Source organism: Alteromonas gilva (assembly GCF_028595265.1).
Taxonomy (GTDB): Bacteria; Pseudomonadota; Gammaproteobacteria; order Enterobacterales; family Alteromonadaceae; genus Alteromonas; species Alteromonas gilva.
Genome location: NZ_JAQQXP010000001.1, coordinates 819,410 through 839,738, shown reverse-complemented (window position 1 = coordinate 839,738; position 20,329 = coordinate 819,410). Strand labels below are relative to the sequence as shown.

At 49.0% G+C, this 20,329-nt stretch carries 20 protein-coding genes; 6 read left to right on the top strand and 14 right to left on the bottom strand.

The window, feature by feature from the left end; translation table 11 throughout:
• Positions 1–60: 60 nt before the first annotated feature.
• The 12 genes from OIK42_RS03755 to OIK42_RS03700 form a co-directional block, all read right to left on the bottom strand.
• Positions 61–480: a DUF4112 domain-containing protein gene (locus OIK42_RS03755; RefSeq protein ID WP_273638447.1), complete on the bottom strand. Its 420-nt coding sequence runs from the start codon at positions 478–480 to the stop codon at positions 61–63.
• Positions 477–1,556 (bottom strand): ferrochelatase, encoded by a 1,080-nt coding sequence (gene hemH, locus OIK42_RS03750; protein WP_273638446.1) that lies wholly within the window; start codon positions 1,554–1,556, stop codon positions 477–479. Before hemH ends, OIK42_RS03755 begins: the two co-directional genes overlap by 4 nt.
• 64 nt (positions 1,557–1,620) lie before the next feature.
• Positions 1,621–3,165 (bottom strand): AbgT family transporter, encoded by a 1,545-nt coding sequence (locus OIK42_RS03745; RefSeq protein WP_273641397.1) that lies wholly within the window; start codon positions 3,163–3,165, stop codon positions 1,621–1,623.
• Positions 3,166–3,519: 354 nt separating this feature from the next.
• Positions 3,520–4,410 carry a protease modulator HflC gene (gene hflC / locus OIK42_RS03740; protein WP_273638445.1) on the bottom strand — a complete coding sequence of 297 codons (891 nt, stop codon included), beginning with the start codon at positions 4,408–4,410 and terminating at the stop codon, positions 3,520–3,522.
• A 6-nt stretch (positions 4,411–4,416) separates the two neighbouring features.
• On the bottom strand, positions 4,417–5,592 hold the full coding sequence (gene hflK / locus OIK42_RS03735; RefSeq protein WP_273638444.1) for an FtsH protease activity modulator HflK: 1,176 nt from the start codon (positions 5,590–5,592) through the stop codon (positions 4,417–4,419).
• A 102-nt stretch (positions 5,593–5,694) separates the two neighbouring features.
• Positions 5,695–6,984, bottom strand: coding sequence for a ribosome rescue GTPase HflX (hflX, locus tag OIK42_RS03730; protein WP_273638443.1), 1,290 nt, complete (start codon positions 6,982–6,984; stop codon positions 5,695–5,697).
• Between the two features lie 17 nt (positions 6,985–7,001).
• The gene (hfq, locus tag OIK42_RS03725) at positions 7,002–7,250 is read right to left on the bottom strand and encodes an RNA chaperone Hfq (protein ID WP_273638442.1); all 249 of its coding nucleotides are present in this window, start codon (positions 7,248–7,250) and stop codon (positions 7,002–7,004) included.
• 79 nt (positions 7,251–7,329) lie between these two features.
• Positions 7,330–8,256 carry a tRNA (adenosine(37)-N6)-dimethylallyltransferase MiaA gene (gene miaA, locus OIK42_RS03720; protein WP_273638441.1) on the bottom strand — a complete coding sequence of 309 codons (927 nt, stop codon included), beginning with the start codon at positions 8,254–8,256 and terminating at the stop codon, positions 7,330–7,332.
• Positions 8,249–10,033 (bottom strand): DNA mismatch repair endonuclease MutL, encoded by a 1,785-nt coding sequence (mutL, locus tag OIK42_RS03715; protein ID WP_273638440.1) that lies wholly within the window; start codon positions 10,031–10,033, stop codon positions 8,249–8,251. The genes miaA and mutL overlap by 8 nt, the downstream gene beginning before the upstream one ends.
• 30 nt (positions 10,034–10,063) lie before the next feature.
• Positions 10,064–11,383 carry an N-acetylmuramoyl-L-alanine amidase gene (locus OIK42_RS03710; RefSeq protein ID WP_374211838.1) on the bottom strand — a complete coding sequence of 440 codons (1,320 nt, stop codon included), beginning with the start codon at positions 11,381–11,383 and terminating at the stop codon, positions 10,064–10,066.
• 90 nt (positions 11,384–11,473) lie between these two features.
• A complete protein-coding gene (tsaE, locus tag OIK42_RS03705) occupies positions 11,474–11,956 on the bottom strand; it encodes a tRNA (adenosine(37)-N6)-threonylcarbamoyltransferase complex ATPase subunit type 1 TsaE (RefSeq protein ID WP_273638438.1) in 483 nt (160 codons plus the stop codon).
• Between the two features lie 43 nt (positions 11,957–11,999).
• Entirely contained in the window at positions 12,000–13,499 is a 1,500-nt protein-coding gene (locus tag OIK42_RS03700) for an NAD(P)H-hydrate dehydratase (protein WP_273638437.1), read from the bottom strand.
• Between the two features lie 6 nt (positions 13,500–13,505).
• Here OIK42_RS03700 and queG point away from each other — a divergent pair, with 6 nt between their 5' ends.
• Entirely contained in the window at positions 13,506–14,648 is a 1,143-nt protein-coding gene (queG, locus tag OIK42_RS03695; RefSeq protein WP_273638436.1) for a tRNA epoxyqueuosine(34) reductase QueG, read from the top strand.
• Positions 14,649–14,663: 15 nt separating this feature from the next.
• Here queG and hemE read toward each other — a convergent pair whose 3' ends face one another.
• Entirely contained in the window at positions 14,664–15,755 is a 1,092-nt protein-coding gene (hemE, locus tag OIK42_RS03690) for a uroporphyrinogen decarboxylase (protein WP_273638435.1), read from the bottom strand.
• A gap of 374 nt (positions 15,756–16,129) precedes the next feature.
• Positions 16,130–16,954, bottom strand: coding sequence for an NAD(+) diphosphatase (gene nudC / locus OIK42_RS03685; protein ID WP_273638434.1), 825 nt, complete (start codon positions 16,952–16,954; stop codon positions 16,130–16,132).
• 205 nt (positions 16,955–17,159) lie between these two features.
• Between nudC and rsd the strand changes: the two genes are divergently transcribed.
• The 5 genes from rsd to OIK42_RS03660 all read left to right on the top strand — a co-directional run bounded on the left by rsd (position 17,160) and on the right by OIK42_RS03660 (position 20,239).
• Positions 17,160–17,624 (top strand): sigma D regulator, encoded by a 465-nt coding sequence (gene rsd, locus OIK42_RS03680; protein ID WP_273638433.1) that lies wholly within the window; start codon positions 17,160–17,162, stop codon positions 17,622–17,624.
• A gap of 63 nt (positions 17,625–17,687) precedes the next feature.
• Positions 17,688–18,161, top strand: coding sequence for a transcriptional repressor (locus tag OIK42_RS03675; RefSeq protein WP_273638432.1), 474 nt, complete (start codon positions 17,688–17,690; stop codon positions 18,159–18,161).
• Complete coding sequence (locus tag OIK42_RS03670; protein WP_273638431.1) at positions 18,151–18,615, top strand: chemotaxis protein CheX; 465 nt, start codon at positions 18,151–18,153, stop codon at positions 18,613–18,615. The genes OIK42_RS03675 and OIK42_RS03670 overlap by 11 nt, the downstream gene beginning before the upstream one ends.
• Positions 18,605–19,051 (top strand): secondary thiamine-phosphate synthase enzyme YjbQ, encoded by a 447-nt coding sequence (locus tag OIK42_RS03665; protein WP_273638430.1) that lies wholly within the window; start codon positions 18,605–18,607, stop codon positions 19,049–19,051. Before OIK42_RS03670 ends, OIK42_RS03665 begins: the two co-directional genes overlap by 11 nt.
• An 81-nt stretch (positions 19,052–19,132) precedes the next feature.
• Positions 19,133–20,239, top strand: coding sequence for an OmpA family protein (locus OIK42_RS03660; protein ID WP_273638429.1), 1,107 nt, complete (start codon positions 19,133–19,135; stop codon positions 20,237–20,239).
• Positions 20,240–20,329: the final 90 nt, after the last annotated feature.

The following is a 20,329-nucleotide window of genomic DNA, read 5'->3' as shown; positions in this document are numbered from 1 at the left end:
ATAGTTTAGTTTGTGTGGTGGGTAAAACAAAAATGCCGGCCATCTGAACGACGTGGCAGATTAAAGTTTCGATTCCCAATCGCGGAGTTTTTGCTGCGTATTAGTATCAATCGCTGATTTATTCTGGCTAACCCAGTGCTTTTCCATGATGCGCACGTTGGCCTGGTTTGCCTTGTAGAAAAAGTCGAGCAAATCGCCGGCGAGTGGCACAAAGCCGAGGCCAAAATCTAACAGGCAGTTGCGCAGCATGACTTTGAGCTGCCCGTTGGGCAGCCCTAATTGTTTGCCGAGCATAACGATTCGCAGTGATAACAACAACATAACTGCGTCACCCACCCCGGGTATTAAGCCCAACAGGCCGTCGAGACCAATCCGAAAGTTAACCAGCGGCAACTTTATTGAGGTATCGAGGAGATTGGCGAGCCGTTGCGCTTTGCGAAGCGCTTTCGGCGCTGTAGCGTTGTCATTACTTTTGCTCATCGCGGACATCCGTGTTGTTTGGCAAGTTTAGCGCGCAACTCAACATCACTATCAACCTGCCAGCCGTGCAGGTTTTCCTGCACCATATCAAACAGCATACTGATATGTCCGGGTTCACTGTTGAGTGCCGGAATGTACTCATAGCGCTCCCCCCCGGCATGCATAAAGTATTCGCGGTTTTCTTCACCAATTTCTTCGATGGTCTCCAGACAATCAGCCGAAAATCCGGGGCATACCACCTGCACAGACTTAACGCCCTTTGCTGGCAGAGCTTTGAGTGTTTCATCGGTGTACGGCTTTAGCCACTCTTCCCGACCAAACCTCGACTGAAAGGTGGTCATGTATTCATCAGGGCCAAGGTCGAGGGCCTCGGCTATCAGTCGCGAGGTTTTTAAACACTCACAGTGATAAGGATCGCCATTCATTAAATATCGCTTCGGTATACCATGGTACGACATAATCAGCTTATCAGCCCGGCCATTGGTATCCCAATAACGTTGAATTGAGTCGGCCATGGCCTGAATGTAGCCGGGGCGATCGTGATAGTGACTGACAAAGCGCAGGTCAGGTAACCAGCGACGTTGCTTAAAATCCTGGGCCACCGCATCAAAGGTAGAGCCAACGGTTGAGCCGCTGTACTGTGGATAGAGCGGCAATACCAGCAGCTTGCGGACCCCTTTGGACAGCATGTTTTCGATAACATCGCTTATCGCAGGCTGACCATAGCGCATGGCATAGTCGACAATCACCTTGTCACCAAAGGTCTCCTCACAGCGTGTTGACAACGCCTCAGCCTGCGCTTTGGTATGCACCATTAAGGGCGAGCCTTGTTCAGACCATACCGTGGCATAGGCTTGCGCTGAGCGCTTAGGTCGAAACCGCAAAATCACGCCGTTCAGAATAAACCACCACAGCAAACGTGGCACTTCAACCACGCGCGGATCCGACAAAAACTCTTTGAGATACGGCTGTAACGCACCTTTAGTGGGTGCGTTAGGCGTACCAAGGTTGGTCACTAAAACCCCAATCTTGTCGGCTTGCTGATGGCTGAAACCCGGGTTACCGGCGTACTTCATATACATTCACTTCTGTAAATAATTAAAACCGCCCTTAATACGCTACAAACGTAATAATGGACTGCTATGGTTGATAATAGGTTGCCGCACCTGGCCCGACAGGCATACCTAATGCAAATACCCAAATATAAAACAGCAATGTCCATCCAACAATAAAGACCAGACTGTATGGAAGCATCATCGCAATCAGGGTGCCCATGCCCACATCTTTTTTATACTTGGCCGCCATTGCCATGATCAAACCAAAGTAGCTCATCATGGGGGATATAACATTCGTTACCGAGTCACCAATCCGGTAGGCCGCCTGAATCACTTCAGGGGCAAAGCCCACTAACATCAGCATCGGCACAAAAATTGGTGCCGTGACCGCCCACTGCGCCGACGCACTGCCTAATGACAGGTTCACCACGCCGCACATTAATATGAATAAAAAGAACACTTCCGGACCATCCAGCCCCAGCGCCTGCAATAGCGCAGCGCCTTCTACCGCCATCACAGTCCCTAGGTTGGTCCACTTAAAAAACGCTACGAACTGAGCGGCGAAAAATACCAGGGTGATATACAAGCCCAGTGAACTCATACTCTTCGCCATTGCATCAATAATGTCGCGGTCATTTTTCATGGTGCCTGCAAGCTTGCCATACACAAAACCCGGCACGGCAAAGGTCACAAATATAAAGGCCACAATCCCTTTTAAAAATGGTGAACCGGCTACTTCACCGGTTTCCGGGTGCCGCAAAATACCATTATCAGGCACGATGGTAAGGGCCAGTACGGCACACACCGCAACAAAGGACACACCGGCCCATTTCATAGCACGAATTTCGTGTTTTGAAGGTGATTCTATTTTCTGCCCATCAAGCCGTTCTGAGGCATCGCTGGCATCGTATTTCCCTAATCGCGGCTCAACAATTTTTTCTGTTACCAGTGTCCCCATGGTAGCCACCAAAAAGGTGCTGATAAACATGAAGTACCAATTGACCTCAGGCCCCACCACGTAATCCGGATCAATCATATGCGATGCCGCCTGAGTAATACCTGATAGCAATGGATCCACTGTCCCGAGCAGTAAATTTGCGCTGTAACCGGCTGAAACACCGGCAAAGGCGGCGGCTAATCCAGCCAGAGGATGGCGCCCCAGGGCATGAAAAATCATTGCTGCGAGAGGGATCAATACAACATAACCCAACTCTGACGCGGTATTGGAAATAATACCGGCAAATACAATAGCAAAGGTCACCATGCGTTTTGACGCATTCATTACCAGCGCGCGCATTGCCGTTGAGAGCAAACCTGAGTGCTCGGCAACCGACACGCCCAGCAGTGCAACCAATACCGTTCCCAGCGGGGCAAAGCCGGTAAAATTAGTCACTAATCCTGTGACTATACGCTGCAACCCTTCGGCGCTCATCAATGAAATCACTTTGATAGTGCCGTCCACTGCACGGCCTTTGGCGCCTTCGGGACGCGGGTCGATGACCGACACCTCGAAGTAACCTAATATGCCGCTTAATATAACAATGGCAACCGCAAGCAAAGCAAACAGGGTAACCGGATGGGGAAGCAGATTACCCAGCCATTCTACCGTGGCAAGAAATCGTGAGAACATGCCCTGGGGCGGCTGTTCCTGAGTATGTGTATTGGCATTCTGTTGAGTCAAAACTTATCCTCAGTCGTTATTATTATCATTTTTGCAATCAGAGATTGTCTGACATATTGAGGTTTCAATTTAATCCGTTGAGCAACCTTACTGATCACATTCTGGTTTGCCGTAACCAGTAACCATTTTTATTTTTTTCTGTCGTTAAAAACTGCCATGCCTAAGATTGCGCTACAGCGGCAGTATCTGGTTATGCAGTTTATCTTATTTCATTACTTTTTGGCAGTGTACGCCGGGTTTTGCCCATTTTGAGACATAAAAAAACCGGCTCAGGAGCCGGTTTTAGTTATTTAAGCCTTTGGCCTACTGGTCATCCCGACCATCCCGCGAATTCATATAACGAAAGAAGTCACTACTCGGCTCTACAACCAGAATGTCATTCTTACTGTTAAAGCTCGCGCTATAAGCATCCATACTGCGTAAGAATCCGTAAAACTCCGGATTTTTTGAGTACGTTTCGGCATAAATCTGCGCCGCTGTTGCGTCACCCTGACCACGCAGCTGACGTGCATTACGCTCGGCATCTGCCAGCATTACTGTGACCTTAGCTTCGATATTGGCTTTAATCACCTCGGCTTGCTCCTGGCCCTGCGAACGGTGTTCACGAGCCACGGCCGCACGCTCAGCGCGCATCCGCTGGAAGATTGAATTACTGACTTCGGTAGGCAGATTAATTTGCTTTACACGCACGTCAACGATCTCAATACCCAGCTCATCTGATGAACTCGCGGTTTGAATCATGGCTTGTTCCATTAACTCGGTCCGCTCGCCCGATACAATCTGAGCGATGGTGCGACTACCAAACTCGGTACGCAGGCCATTGTTCACTTTTTGCTTGAGCAGTGCTTCTGCCTGAAGCTTATTACCGCCATTGGTAGACAGATAATAACGGGCAAAGTCATCAATGCGCCACTTTACATACGAGTCAACAATTAAGTCTTTTTTCTCGGAGGTAACAAACCGGTCCGGCGCATCATCCAGTGTTTGAATACGCGCATCCAAATGACGAACAGAATCAATGAACGGCAGTTTATAATGAAGGCCGGGTTCAAACACTTTGGTATCGCCGGCATCATTTCGCTGCACTTTACCAAACTGGATAACAATGGCGCGTTGTCCTTCGCGAACAACAAACAGCGAGCCAGACGCCAGTACCACCAGGGTAATTAAAATTGCGATTATAAAATTTTTCATTGTGTCTTATCTCCCATCCCGGTTGCTACCGCTGCGCAATCCTGATGACGACGGTGACGAATTACCGGAGTTGTTGCCGGTCGAGTTCGCAACGTTGTTTTGCAACCCTTCTAAGGTATTGCGCATACGCTCTAAGGAAGTCTTGTCGGCGGCACCTTGATTTTGAGTGATCTTATCCAGCGGTAAGTACATGATGTTATTACCACCACCTTCACCACTGTCGATCATGATCTTGCTGGTGCTGGAGAATACCTGCTCCATGGTTTCGATATAAATCCGCTGACGTGTGACCTGCGGGGCCTTTTCGTACTGCGGTAAAAGCTCTTCGAAGCGGGCCACTTCACCCTGGGCTTCCAGAGTAACGCGCTCTTTGTAGGCTTGTGCTTCTTCGTTCATACGATTCACCTGACCACGGGCACGGGGTTCAATTTCCCGGGCATAGGCTTCGGCTTCGCGGATAAAGCGCTGTTCGTCTTCCTGAGCGGCAATCGCGTCATCAAAGGCGTCTTTAACCTGTTCTGGTGGGCGGGCATCCTTGAAGTTCATATCCACAATCGACACGCCAATATTGTACGGTGACAGAATACCTTCTAACTCTTCCCAAACCCGCTGACGGGTGACTTCACGCCCATCGGTGAGCACGTCATCCATTGTAGAGTGTCCCACAACATAACGGATGGCACTGTCGAAAGCCTGGCTCAGCGTACTTTCCGGACTGGTTACCGCGAACGTCCAGCGGAATGGATCCACCACCCGGTACTGGACTTCCATTTGTACATTCACCAGGTTTTCGTCCTCGGTCAGCATAGAGCCAGAGGATGTCTGGTAGCGAATGGATTGCACGTCGACCGGAATAACCGAGTCAACGAACGTCGGTTTCCAGCGCAAGCCAGGTTCAACCTGCGAGTTATATTCGCCAAAGCGCAACACAACCCCGAGTTCAGCTTCCCGGATTGTGTAAAACCCGCTGACAACATAAACAACAATTGCCAGGCCAGCAATAATGGCTGCACCGATACCACCCAGTTTTTTACCTGAGCCACCACCGCTGCCGCCACCCATTTTACCGAGTTTGCCAAACAGGTTTTTAAATACATCATCCAGATCAGGGGGACCTTGGTCACGTCCGCCGCGATTTTTCCACGGGTCGTTTTTGTCACCACCCGGCTCATTCCAAGCCATGTTAATACTCCGAAAAAATAATTATTTAATACTGAATTCTATTGTTTTTAGATTTAAAACTCGCTAAATCTTCTCTGACAAAAAATTCACTTAAGAAGCGTATTAATGCTTCAATACAAATTCTGACAATCCGTGCTCCAACCGTTTTTCCAGTCGGTTCCAGTCTGCTGCCGGCATACGCACATCGACCACCCAATCACCCTGGGCATCGTACTTCTGTTCGGCTATACAGTCCAGTTCGTAAAGCACACCCCGTAAACGACTCTCCGCTGGCGGGATTTTAAGCGTGTAACTTACCATGCTCTGGGCTACGCAGTCATTGATAGCCTCAAGTAATAATTCAACACCTTGTCCGGTTTTGGCCGATAACCATACACGAATAGGCGTGCCTTGCTCGTCGCGATCTATCTTGGGTTCAACTTCCTCAAGCTGATCTATCTTGTTACAAACAATTAATTGCTGAATCTCTCCGGCACCGATTTCATCCAGTACGGTATTAACCTCATCCATGGTCTCCAGATAGTTGTTTTCTGAGTAATCTACCACGTGCAGTAAGACATCGGCTTCCTGCGTTTCTTGTAACGTTGCCTTAAAGGCCGCAACAAGATCATGGGGTAAATGCCGGATAAAACCAACCGTATCGGCCAAAATGACCGGGCCGACTTCTTTCAAATCCACCTTACGCAAGGTTGGGTCGAGCGTCGCAAACAGCTGATCGGCGGCATACACGTTGGCATTAGTAATATGATTAAACAGCGTTGATTTACCCGCATTGGTGTAACCAACCAGAGATAATGTTGGAATTTCAGCGCGTTTGCGGGAACGACGTCCCTGCTCGCGCTGCTTGGCCACTTTTTCGAGACGCCGTAAAATGGTTTTGATACGTCCTCGCAATAAGCGACGGTCGGTTTCAAGCTGCGTTTCACCGGGACCACGCAAACCTATCCCGCCTTTTTGTCGCTCAAGGTGTGTCCAACCCCGGATAAGGCGAGTAGAAAGATGGCGTAGCTGGGCAAGCTCAACTTGCAATTTACCTTCGTGAGTACGTGCGCGCTGGGCAAAAATATCAAGAATAAGACCAGTGCGGTCAATAACCCGGCATTTAAAGACAGCCTCGAGATTACGCTCCTGAGAAGGTGAAAGCGAGTGATTAAATATAACCACATTCGCTTCGTGCGCCTTCACCGCGGCAGCAATCTCTTCTGCTTTACCTGAACCAACGAAAAATTTGGAATTGGGTGCGCTGCGGGATGTTGTTAATACGTCAACCGCATTCACACCTGCCGATGAAACTAGTAATTCCAGCTCAGCTAAGTCTTCACGACTATCTTCATCGGCAAAATTTACATGAACAAGTATAGCCTGTTCTCCGGCTTCATAACGGTCAAACAAGCGTGTTACCTTTGTTATTACTCACTTTTATTCTCAGAATCCCCTTGCGTACTTGGCATTGTAATCGCTCGTGCAGGCACGACCGTTGAGATAGCATGTTTATATACCATCTGACTCACAGTGTTTTTCAGCAGTATAACAAACTGGTCGAATGACTCTACCTGCCCCTGGAGTTTAATACCGTTTACTAAGTAAATAGAAACCGGAATCCGCTCCTTCCGTAATGCGTTTAAAAACGGGTCTTGTAATGATTGCCCTTTAGCCATTTCAGATCCTTAATTTTTATTATAAAACTGACAACTATGAAAAATTGTCCCAGCGCTCTAAATATATATCACACCAGAATTAAAGTGTGACTTTTGCAGTAATTTTAGTCAAATTATCTTTAGCAAATGTGTCTAGCCAGGTTAGATCAGACCAGCCTCTCAGCCAGGTCATTTGCCTTTTTGCTAATTGCCTTGTGGCAATAATACCTTTATCCCGCATCTGTGCATAGCTTAACTCGCCTTTAAGATACTGCCATACCTGGCGATATCCCACTGCACGGATTGCTGGCATGTCCTCATTAAGATCACCACGCTCAAACAGCGCTTCAACCTCGCTTATAAGCCCTTGCTCCAGCATCAGATCAAATCGCTGCTCTATACGACTGTGTAACACGGCCCGCTCAGTTGGCGCAATGGCAAACTGGTCTATCTTGTACGGGCATTTAAAACTGGTTTGTTTCTGCCAGTATGTTAGCGATTTACCCGAACTGCGATAGACCTCCAACGCACGCGTGATACGCTGCGGATCATTAGGATGAATGCGCTGTGCGCTGACCGGGTCAATATTCTGCAATTCTGCGTGCAACCCCTGCCAGCCATCTGCTGCAGCCTCAGCCAATATCGCTTCCCTTATCAGCGGGTCTGTCTTAGGTAAGGACGAAATGCCATTTATCAAGGCATTAAAATACATTATTGTGCCGCCAACCAAAATGGGTAAGCGCCCACGGGCGTGGATCTCTCCGATAAGGCGTGTTGCATCTGTCACAAAATCGGCAACAGAATAGGCTTCAGCCGGATCGAGTATGTCCACCAGCCAATGGGGCGCAACGGCCATTTCCTGTCGGGTAGGTTTTGCCGTGCCTATGTCCATATCCCTGTAAACCAACGCCGAATCGACACTGATTATTTCTGCCGGTACTTGTTCAGCCAGTGCCAGCGCCAGGCCTGTTTTACCCGACGCGGTAGGCCCCATTATGGATACCACTGGTCCCGTGTGACTAGTCATGTTGTACTTCTTTTTGTATCCATTGAATAAGCTTGTGCCGGGCAACTCCGTCACCATTACGTTTAATTATGTCAGTTTGCTGCGAAAGTGCCAGTTGTTCGAACCATTGCCATAAAAATACTGGCTTACTTTGCTGGGCCAGCAGCCCTTCCGTGAGGGTTTCCGTCAGTTGCTCGTTACTCGCTGGCGCATTATCAAGCATCAAAGGAAACAGCCCCGCCCAGGGTAATGACCTTAAATTGGCCGGCACCTTCATCAGCCTTGCTTTGCCGGCCACCATACTCACTTCAAAACCGGCTGCAGTCAGCGTCGAAAGTGTGCTTTCGGCTACCGACGCATGCACGGTAACCGGCATCAACAGCGGCTGTGCTACCGTTTCGGCACTCAGCATTGCCGCCACCCATAAAGGCATCAGCACAGCCGGTGTTAACAACACGCAGGCTTCGTCAAGACTGTAAAGCCGCGTTTCCCCCAGCATCAGGTAATTAAAACTCTCTGCACTTTCATCCGACTCATTACTGGCGGGCGTCATCAACGCCTGGTAATGCTGCTGGTACTGACCACTCACCCGTGACCCTGAAGACCGGGGTGAACGCCCCTGCAAACCGGTATTGCGAGGTGTTCCGCCGCCAGCATACTGCGACGCCGACGCTCGATGCTCACCAGGACTATGATAATGCGGCGCCTGTTCGTGCTGGTGTGACTCGCGGCGCTCTAACGGCCTGATATAGTCATGGTCTGGCTGCCAGGCAGCGCCGTTGTCGTCCTGGCCCTCTGGGTCGGCCCAGGATGACAAGGCGTCACATACTGTTTTACAAATAAAATCATGCACTAACCGGCTTTGCTGAAAACGCACTTCATGTTTGGCCGGATGTACATTCACATCAACCTCTTTAGGATTAATAGTCAGATACACGACAAACGCGGGTTGTTCGGCTACCGCCAGCACCGACTCATAGGCCTGGCGCAACGCATGCAAAATAAGTTTATCGCGCATGCCGCGGCCATTCACAAAGCTGTACTGACAGTCATTGCTGCTGCGTAACTGTTCGGCATTCCCCAGCCACGCTTCTAACTGAATCGACTCATAGTCACAGCGGGTATGAATAGCCTGCTCGATAAACGCCTTTCCGCATACCTGTCCTACCCGCACTGCAAGCTGATCAGTCCCGGTTGCAGCGTAACGCTTGGTGACTTTGTCGTTGTGGCGCAGAATAAAGGTCACATCGGGACGGCTTAGCGCTATGCGTTTTATTACATCTTCAATATGTTGATATTCGGTTTTTTCAGTGCGTAAAAATTTGCGTCGCGCCGGCGTATTGTAAAAGATATCCGCAACATCAATCGTCGTGCCATCAGGGTGGGCGGCAGGTTGTAAGGTCACCGCCATATCCCGCCCCTCACAACTTGCCTGCCAGGCTTGCTCCTGCGTCGCGGGCTTGGAGGTCAGTGTTAAGCGACTTACCGCAGAGATACTGGCCAACGCTTCACCACGAAACCCCAGCGACAGTATTTGTTCGAGATCATCCAGCGTGGCTATTTTACTGGTGGCATGACGGGATAATGCCAGTTCAAGTTCGTCTTTCACGATACCACTGCCATTGTCGCGCAGCCTGATGCGCTTATGGCCGCCTCGCTCAACGTCCAGTTCAATCCGGGTGGCGCCGGCATCGAGACTGTTCTCCACCAGCTCCTTAACCACAGAAGCGGGTCGCTCAACCACTTCGCCAGCGGCAATCTGGTTAGCCAAACGAGGCGGCAAAAGTTTAATGGACAAAAATAAATCCTGTTATAAATACCGGGATGTTCAGGTACTGGGGATCGTCAGCACCTGACCAATCCTAACCACATCACCATTTAAATTATTGGCGGCTTTGATGCTACTTACTTTGACATTATAGCGCTGGGCCAGTAACGACAGTGATTCTCCGCTGCGGACCTTATGGGTGCGATTATCGGCTTTCATCGCCGCCCACAGTGTACCGTCTGGCGGCATTTGGTGAAAGTAACGCTTGGTCGCACTAAATAGCGCGGTTGCCAGTTGTTGCCGATACTGTGCCCAGTTGAGGTTCTTCTCTTCCTGAGGGTTAGAAATAAATCCTACTTCCACCAAAATAGAGGGAATATCAGGGGCCGTCAGCACGGCAAGGCTCGCCGCCTGAGGTGAGCGTTTATGCATTCGGGTGATTTGTTTTAACTCGCCAATGACCTTGTTACTCAAATCGTAACTGGTGGTCATTGAGTGATCCATCGACAATCCCAGGATCGTTTCGGCCAGATAACGCTCTGATGCATTATCCGAGATCACTTCTGCAGCGCCGCCTAATAACTCAGAATGACGCTCGCTTTTCTCCAGCCAGCGACCCAGTTCACTGTCTGCCCGGCGCATCGATAACACCCATACCGAACCACCGCGTGGCTCAGGCTGCGTAAACGCATCAGCATGAATTGATATCAGCAAATCGGCTTTGTGTTTGCGGGCCACTTCGGGCCGGGCATTCGGTGATATGTAATAATCACCGCTGCGGGTCATTACTGCACGCATGCCTTTTTCGGCGTTAACCTTATCTTCGAGCATTTTAGCAATGCTCAGGGTAATGTTTTTTTCGAAAGAGCCTGCCGGCCCTATCGAGCCGGGATCTTTACCACCATGGCCAGCATCTATGGCAACAATAATGTCACGGTCACGACTGGACTGATTCATATCCATCACAACACTGTTGTCTGCTGACGGCGCTGAATCTTCCAGATCAACAACCAGTCGATGTCCCTTGCCTTCAGCCGGAGCAACGGCAAATAACGATGGTGAAGCCTTACGGTTTAACTCAACCACGATACGGGTTGAGTCTTTATTTTTGGGCGTGGAGTAACGAACCCGTTTCACCAAGGCGCCGGTTTCATCTGACCCCAGGGACGTATCACTGTTCGTATTGGCTAAATCAATAACCAGTCGATCCGGGTTTTTCAGGGTGAAATAGGTAAACTCAGGCGCACTTTTGAGATCAAAAACCAACCGCGTACTGGCGCTTGTTGGCCATACACGCATGTTATTGATATCGTTGTCAGCACTCACTCTTAACGTGAGTAAGCATAAACTTATGAAGAATAATAATTTGCCGCGCAACATAACTAGCCCTGGTCTTAAATTATATTTATCAGGCCGTAGACTTACCCGGAGTGCGCAAGGTTATGCCTACCGTTGCCCAGGTTGTTGCAGTCAAATTCGTTTACATTGCTGTAAAACAGTCTGCCCTGTCACCGATAGTGCAGCCACATTGAAGCGCCGCCCCGACTTATCTGGTTCTATACTAATCACTAAATCAGCTGCTGCCAAGCGTTCACCGCCATTTTGCGGCCATTCGATCAGACAGATCCGGTTTTTGCCAAAGTAGTCTCGAATCCCCATAAACTCAAGTTCTTCCGGATCGCTCAAACGATAAAGGTCGAAATGGTAAATATCCAGGCCATTTAGTGAATAAGGCTCAACCAGCGTATAAGTTGGACTCTTAACATTACCTGAATGACCCAGCGCCTGGATAAAGTGGCGACTGAAGGTTGTTTTACCCGCGCCTAAATCGCCCTGTAAATACACCACTATGCCCGCCGCGAGCTGCTGTTTTACAGCGCCGGCCAAATCACTGGCCAGCTTTGCCGTATCCTGCTCAGTGGCGGCATAAAACGCACTTTTTGCCATACTCATAATTACAACAATTTCTCCGCTAGCTAGGTTGCGCCGCTGCCACTTACTGATTCACCAGGGCACGCAAAGACTCAAATATATCACTGGCGAGCATGCCTCGCTGACCAAACTTGCTGGCGACTTCATCACCGGCTTTGGCGTGAATCGCTACGCCGTATTTCGTTGCAATATCCTTGCTCAGGCCCTGTGCCAGTAAGGAGCCCAGAATGCCACTCAGCACATCTCCCATACCGGCGGTCGCCATGCCCGGATTGCCATGCTGACATACCCAGGTTTGGGTTTCATTATCGATAATTGAACCGGCCCCCTTTAACACACAGGTGGCGTGGAACCGCTGAGCACATTGCTTTGTGCTGTTAAACCGATCGGCTTCGACCTCATCGACACTCATGTTAAGCAAGCGCGACGCCTCACCAGCATGGGGCGTGATCACGCAATCGGTGATGGAATAGGATAACGCATGCTTACTTAATAAGTTTAACGCATCCGCATCGATGACCATAGGTTTAGGATGAGTCTGACAATGTTTCATAGCCATTTCAAAGGCCTGCCGGGCCCATTCATCAAGGCCCAGACCGGGCCCGATGACCACACAGGAGGCCCAGTTAAGCGCGTCCTGTAAATTTTCATCAGACACCATTAATTCGGGTCGGCCAGCGCTGACCTGCACTATCGACGCTTCATGGCAGAACACTTTCACTAAGCCCGTACCACAGCGCAGTGCCGCTTCGCTGGCAAGTCGGATTGCACCGGCGGTGCCACGATTACCACCAATGCAAAGCAGTCGGCCATAGGTGCCCTTATGGCTGTGAATATCCCGGGGCGCCATACCTTTAAACTGCTCAATCGTTAACAAGGTAGCCGACGAGCGTGCCAGTTCGACAAACGTTTTACCGATCCCTAAGTCGTCGAAGATCAGGCGACCGCATGATTGTTTACCAGCCCCGGTAGTAAGACCCGGCTTAATACCGACAAATGTCACCGTGACATCGGCTTCGATGCAGCGGCCCAACGACTGGCCGGTATTGGCGTCTAATCCCGAGGGCACGTCAATACTCACTACCGGCTTATCTGACGCGTTAACGATATCGATGATGTCGGCAAATTCATTGCGAATGTAACTGTTAATGCCAGTACCCAGTAACGCATCGACAACCAGTTCACTCTTATCCAACAGGGCTTGACTAAAGGCTTCTATTTTCCCGCCCGCATCCAGCCACTGCTGTTGAGCAATGCCAGCGTCCCCCTCAAGAATCCGGTGCGGTTCAACGGCGCACAGGATCACCTGTTTACCCGCTTCCCTGGCATGTAGCGCGGCGATATAGCCGTCGCCGGCATTGTTGCCTTGCCCTACCATGACTAAAAACACATCCGTATTGGGCATCAATAACTGACACTGTTGGAACACCGCTTTACCGGCGCGCTGCATCAGCGTAAACATCTCAACGCCCGCTTGCTCAGCGGCTGTACGTTCATGTTCACGGACCTGGTCGGCGCGGTACAGTTTGTATGGTAAGCTATCCAGGAGTTGAGTATCTAGCATAGGCACATGTCCACTTTACATTCGATAGATCTGTTTAAATTGGTAGACGATATCAAGGCTTGGGCGTTTGCGCTAGGCTTTCAGCAAGTTGGTATCAGCGATATTGATCTGAGTCAGCACGAAGCTCACCTGCAAAAGTGGTTAGACAACCAGTATCACGGTGATATGCACTACATGGCCAGCCATGGCTTAAAACGTGCCCGGCCGGCTGAATTGGTACCCGGAACCGTGCGCGTAATATCCGTGCGTATGGACTACCTGCCGCCGGACGCCTCATTTGCTAAGAACCTGAAAAATGCTGATACGGGCTATATATCCCGCTATGCGCTAGGCCGTGACTATCATAAAGTTCTGCGTAAACGGCTCAAACAACTGGGCGAAAAAATTAAATCGCAGCTGGCGACCACCGAGTTTCGGCCATTTGTAGATTCTGCCCCCGTGTTAGAACACGCCATCGCACAAAAGGCAGGCATTGGCTGGACCGGCAAACATAGCCTGACATTAAACAAACAAGCGGGCTCCTGGTTTTTCCTTGGCGAGCTGTTTATTAATTTACCGCTGCCCGTCGATAAACCGGCGGAGGAGTCCTGCGGTCAGTGCACGGCCTGTTTAACGATTTGTCCAACCCAGGCAATCGTTGCGCCTTATCAGGTTGACGCAAGGCGCTGTATTTCTTACCTCACTATAGAGTACGATGGCGTCATCCCGGAAGCGCTCAGACCAGCCATGGGCAACCGCATCTACGGCTGTGATGATTGTCAGTTAGTATGCCCCTGGAATCGCTATGCGCCCCTCACCGAAGAAACCGACTTTCACCCACGCGAGGTATTGCATGGTCAGTCTTTACTGACGTTATTTGAATGGGATGAAAAGACCTTTTTAGATAACACCGAAGGCTCGCCTATTCGTCGCATTGGCTTTGCCAAATGGCGTCGAAATCTCTGTGTGGCAATCGGCAACGCCCCCTATTCAGAGGCTTATGTTGAAGCACTTACCAGCAGTCGAAAAACGGCGTGCGAGTTAGTCATGCCCCATTTAGACTGGGCGCTTGAGCAGCAGCACAGCAAAAGTCAGCAACAGAATAACCCTGACCGGCAAATCGCGCGGCTTACCCGTATCGTAGAAAAGGGCCTGCCACGCGACGCTTAGCGCTGCCGACAGGCATTACTTGTGATACTGAGCACTCAGGCGATGTACCGCCTCGACAAACACACCCGCATGCTCTGGTGGCACATCAAGATGTATACCGTGACCTAAATTGAAGACATGCCCTGAACCTTCGCCAAAGCCGGCCAGTATATGGGCCACTTCCTGCTCAATGCGGGCAGGTTGCGCATAGAGCATAGAGGGGTCCATGTTGCCCTGTAGTGCTACTTTGTCGCCTATCCGGGCCTTTGCCTCAGCAATGTCGATAGTCCAGTCCAGTCCTACGCCATCGCAACCGGTTGCAGCGATAGCTTCCAGCCACATTCCGCCGTTCTTTGTAAACAGGGTAACCGGTACTTTACGCCCCTCGTTTTCACGGGTTAAGCCGTCAACGATGCGATGCATGTACTGGAGCGAGAATTCCTTGTAATCACGCGGCGACAAAACGCCTCCCCAGGTATCAAAAATCATCACTGACTGGGCACCTGCGGCAATTTGTGCATTCAGGTAGCTGGTAACCGAGTCAGCCAGCTTAGCCAACAGTGCGTGCAATATCTGAGGCTCTGCAAAGGCCATTTTTTTAATTTTGGTAAATGCTTTGCTACCGCCGCCTTCGACCATATAGGTTGCCAGCGTCCAAGGACTACCCGAAAAGCCAATAAGCGGCACTTCGCCTTTAAGTTCGCGACGAATGGTTCTGACCGCATTCATTACATACTGTAATTCACCTTCAGGATCAGGTACGCCAATGCGGTCTACGTCTGCCTTGCAGGTGATGGGGTTTTTAAAACGCGGGCCTTCGCCAGTCTCAAAATACAGCCCCAGGCCCATGGCATCGGGAATCGTTAAAATGTCAGAAAACAAAATAGCGGCGTCTAAGGGAAAACGACGCAACGGTTGCAGCGTCACTTCACATGCCAGATCAGCATCTTTACACAGCGACATAAAATCACCAGCAACTGCCCGGGTGGCTTTATATTCAGGTAAGTAGCGGCCGGCCTGACGCATCATCCACACCGGCGTCACATCGACCGGCTGCCTGAGCAACGCTCTTAAGTATCGGTCATTCTTAAGCGCCGGACGCTCAACGCTACCACTTGTTTCTACCATGCTAATCCCCGGTAAAATGCTTACTGTCAAAAATTGGCGGCGAGTATATCAAGATTTATAGGATAGTGCGTAGTTATGACTCGATTGAATTAATTTGCCTTATTTGCTTGACTAATCAAATAGGGACTGCTAATACTAGTACTCATAACATACAGAGCTCGTCGACGGGCCCATACGCTAAAAAATTCGAACCCCGCTTTTGCGGGGTTTTTTATTGCTGGTAAGCACTCACATTTTTGTGCCGAAACGAAGTCCTTTCATACTCAACTTTCATACTCAACTTTCAGACTTAAATTGATGGGTGCAAACACGCGTTAACTGAACGGCGTGCCATGCTAAAACAACATTGCCCCTGAAGCCTGTCAGTAAAAAGGCTAGCCAGTTGCTCTGAGTCGCTCGCTAATTGCGGCAATCATTTTACCCGCAATGGAAATTTTGGGTGCTGTTAAGGGTAAGTCATTCACGTGGTACCAGTTAGCATCAACAATTTCCCGTTCATCGATCACAATGTCACCGCTTTCGTACTCGGCAAAATAACCCACCATCAGCGAATGGGGAAAGGGCCACGCCTGACTGCCAAAATATTCTAAATTTTTAATTTTGATACCGACTTCTTCAAAGACTTCCCGATGTGTGGCCTGCTCAAGACTTTCGCCACTTTCAACAAACCCGGCAAGAATGGAATACATCTGCGGATTGCGGTGCCGCACTCCCCTGGCCAGGAGCAACTCCTGGCCCCGGTGAATAGCAACAATAGTACACGGCGAAACCCGGGGATAGCAGCGATGTCCGCATTGATGACATTGTACTGCCATTTCCCAGTCAACGGGTTGGGTGTGGTATCCACAGCGACCGCAAAAGCGATGCGTTCTGACAAAATGGACAAATTGCCAGGCACGGGCGAGTGTTTCGAAAGTTAAGGGAGGCTCACTGGTCATGAGCTCTCGCAAGCTGATGCATTGCCAGCCATCAGGCGTAATGCTTTCGGCCCCTAAATCAACAACATACAAAGGATGCCGAAGCAATAAATCTTCTGCCTGTAATGATTTAACCTGATCCTGATAGTGATGAATAAAGGATACGTCAGTCCAGTTTAATAGCGGCAACAACTCACTGTCAGCCGGCACGATAACCTCGTCATTACTAAAAATAAGCCAGTACCCTGGTTGGCAAATATTATTTCCACTTAACTTCAACATACAATTCAACCTGATTAATTACCTGCTAATCATATCATAGCCCTTTGAAAACGCTTATTGCGAGGTAGCTTACGGCTGTTTGTGTTAATTTTGCTACCACTGTGTAAACTGTTATGTGCTTTTTATTTTGCACTGTCATTTGTGAGACGGTAAGGCGGTGTTATACTCATAGCAACTCGGTAGCAGACTCTTGAGGATATACAGAGTGTTAAATCAGGTCGAAATAGCAAAGCAACGTTGGGGCGGTGCCAATAAAACCATTGATGCCTGGCTGGATGAACGCCGCGAGCTACTGATAAAGTATTGCCAGTTAGCCGGCGTAAACGGTCGCACTCAGGGAGCACTCCCCGATATGGCTGAAGTAGACGAATTTTGCTCAATTCTGATGGATTACCTCTCCGTCGGGCATTTTGAAGTGTACGAAATGCTTGTCTCCGATGACCCCAAAGGACTCAAATTAAAGCAGCATATTTTCCCGAGAATCAGCGACACTACCAATATTGCGCTCGATTTTAATGACAAGTTTAGCGAAAAGTTTGATGTTGACAGTGCCCACAGTTTTGACGCCGATATAACTCGTCTCGGCGAGGCGTTAGTTGATCGTTTTGAACTTGAAGATCAACTTATTAAGCATATACATGTCACTGTCAACGACGCCGTGCCCAGCTAATCAACCAACCGGTAAATTTAATAGTTATGCAATTAACCCGTACTCGATCAAAATAACCGCAGCATGAAAAACACCACTATTATTAATAAAGCCAGGGCATACTGCGAACAGCGTGGCGCCCGTTTTACTCCTTTACGAGAGAAAGTGTATCAACTCATGCTGGAAAGACATGGTCCAATGGGAGCGTACGATCTTCTCGATAACCTCAAGGAAACTGAATCCGGTGCCAAACCTGCTACCGTTTACCGTGCCCTCGACTTTTTACTGGATTTCGGTTTAATTCATCGCCTTGAGTCTACCAACGCGTTTGTGGCTTGTTATCATTTTGGTTGTCACCATCCGGTACAGTTTCTTATCTGCGACAGTTGTGGCGACGTCTCAGAGATACAGTCGGAAGGGTTAAAAGAAACCCTCGACAATCAGGCTAAACAGTACGGTTTTAAAGTCTCCAAGCAAACCATCGAAGCACACGGATTATGTGCAGACTGCCAGGAAAGTGAGTCAGCTACTATGGGAGAACAACAACATGAATGCTGAGTTTGTAAACCCATTCATCGCCGGCTTGATGAATGTACTTGAAACCATGGCGCAAACGACACTGTCGCCAGGAAAACCAAAGCGTAAGCAAGATGATGTTGCGCGAGGTGACGTGTCGGGTTTAATCGGTATGGTGGGTCCAAGTATTAAAGGTTCACTATCGATCACTTTTGATGAAGCATTGATATTGAATATCATGCAAAATATGCTTGGCGAATCCTCCAACGAGATAGATGCAGAAGTTGCCGACATGGTGGGTGAAATCACCAATATGATTTGTGGTAATGCAAAGCGGGATTTAGCTGAGAAAGGTTACGAATTTGGCATGGCAACGCCCGTTGTTGTGTCGGGAAAAAATCACAGTATCAGTCACCAGGTTGACGGGCCAAAGATCATACTGCCATTTAATCACGACCTCGGAAAAGCCTACATGGAAATATGTTTTGACAAATAATAATTACTGGCACTGTGAAAAAATTACCCTGTCTCCCTATGCGCGTGGCTTTCATATTATCACCGATAAACTCATTGCGGCCTTACCGCAAATTGAGGAGGTTGAGATGGGCTTATTGCACCTGATGTTACAGCATACAAGCGCCAGTTTGACGATCAATGAAAATGCCGATCCATCGGTACGAAGAGATATAGAATCCTATTTAAATCATACAGTTGCTGAAGACACTCCGTACTTTATACATACCTATGAAGGCCCGGACGACATGCCAGCACACATCAAGAGTAGTCTGTTCGGTTGCCAGTTAACGATTCCTATTCAAAAGGGAAGGTTGGCTCTTGGCACATGGCAAGGTATAATCCTTGGGGAACACCGGGATAGCGGCGGTTCGCGCAGTATTATTGCTACCTTACACGGGCAGTCTGTCTGTACTTAAGTTACACAATTTGCATACTGGCACATACGTTGCTGTAAAAAAATATGCGCACACTTTATCGTTTACAACAGGAAGTGAATAATGAAAAAATCAACTCTCACATTAGCTTTAATCACTGCCGGATTAGTATCTAGCCCCTCATTTGCTCAGAGCAATGAAGAGAATTGGGTTGGTGTTTACGGTCTATACTACGGCACAGATAAAAGCAAACCAATCCCTACCGCACATTTAGATGATGGTTTTGGGCTTGGTGTCGAAGCTGGATTTCGTTTTGACCAAAACTGGGCAGGTCGGATTTCAGCATCTCATCTGGATATCAGCGGAAGCACCAATGGCGTTAGCGATGACGGCCTGATGCTTGGCGTTGACCTGATGTATTTCTTTAATGACTTTTACGTATTCGGTGGTGTATACGACCAGGATATCGGTGAAGGTTATGAAATGCTGGGTTACGGTCTGGGTAGACACTGGACTCTCAGCGAAAATTTATCTTTCGTCAGTGAATTCGCCGCCTATCGCGACATCGACGAAAGTTTATACGATTACGGTCTCAAGTTAGGTGTATCTTACACCTATGGTGGAAGCTCTGGTTCTTCTGCACCAACACCAGCACCGGCAACCGCAACAGTCTCAAGTGATTCAGACAATGACGGCGTGTCAAACGCAAACGACAGATGTCCAAACACACCTGCTGGTGCAAAAGTTGACAGTTATGGTTGTGAGCTTGATTCTGACAATGACGGTGTAGTGAACAGCAAAGACGCGTGTATGAACACGCCTGCTGGTGATGAAGTAAACGCCAACGGATGTACTGTGCTAACGGAAAAGGATGTATCGATCGAAATCCGCATCCTGTTTGCTCACAATAGCGCCGTTATTGAAGATCCGGACTCATCAGAAATTCTTGATCTGGTTGAGTTCTTAAAGCGCTATGGTCAAACCGATGCCCTTATCGAAGGTCATGCATCAGCGCCAGGTACAGCCGCGTATAACAAAGATTTGTCACTGCGTCGCGCCAATGCGTTAAAAGACTTGCTGATGAATCGTTACGACATCAGATCGTCTCGTTTAGATACCGTTGGTTACGGTGAAGAGCGTCTGTTGGATAAGTCTAATACCGCTGCCGCACACAGAATTAACCGCCGTATTGAAGTTAAAATTTCTGAAACGGTTGAAGTACCTAAGTAACACAAATGTGTTAGTTTCCAAATTAAAAAACGCCTGCATTTGCAGGCGTTTTTATTGTTACGGCTAAGTATTTAAAACCACATGAATACT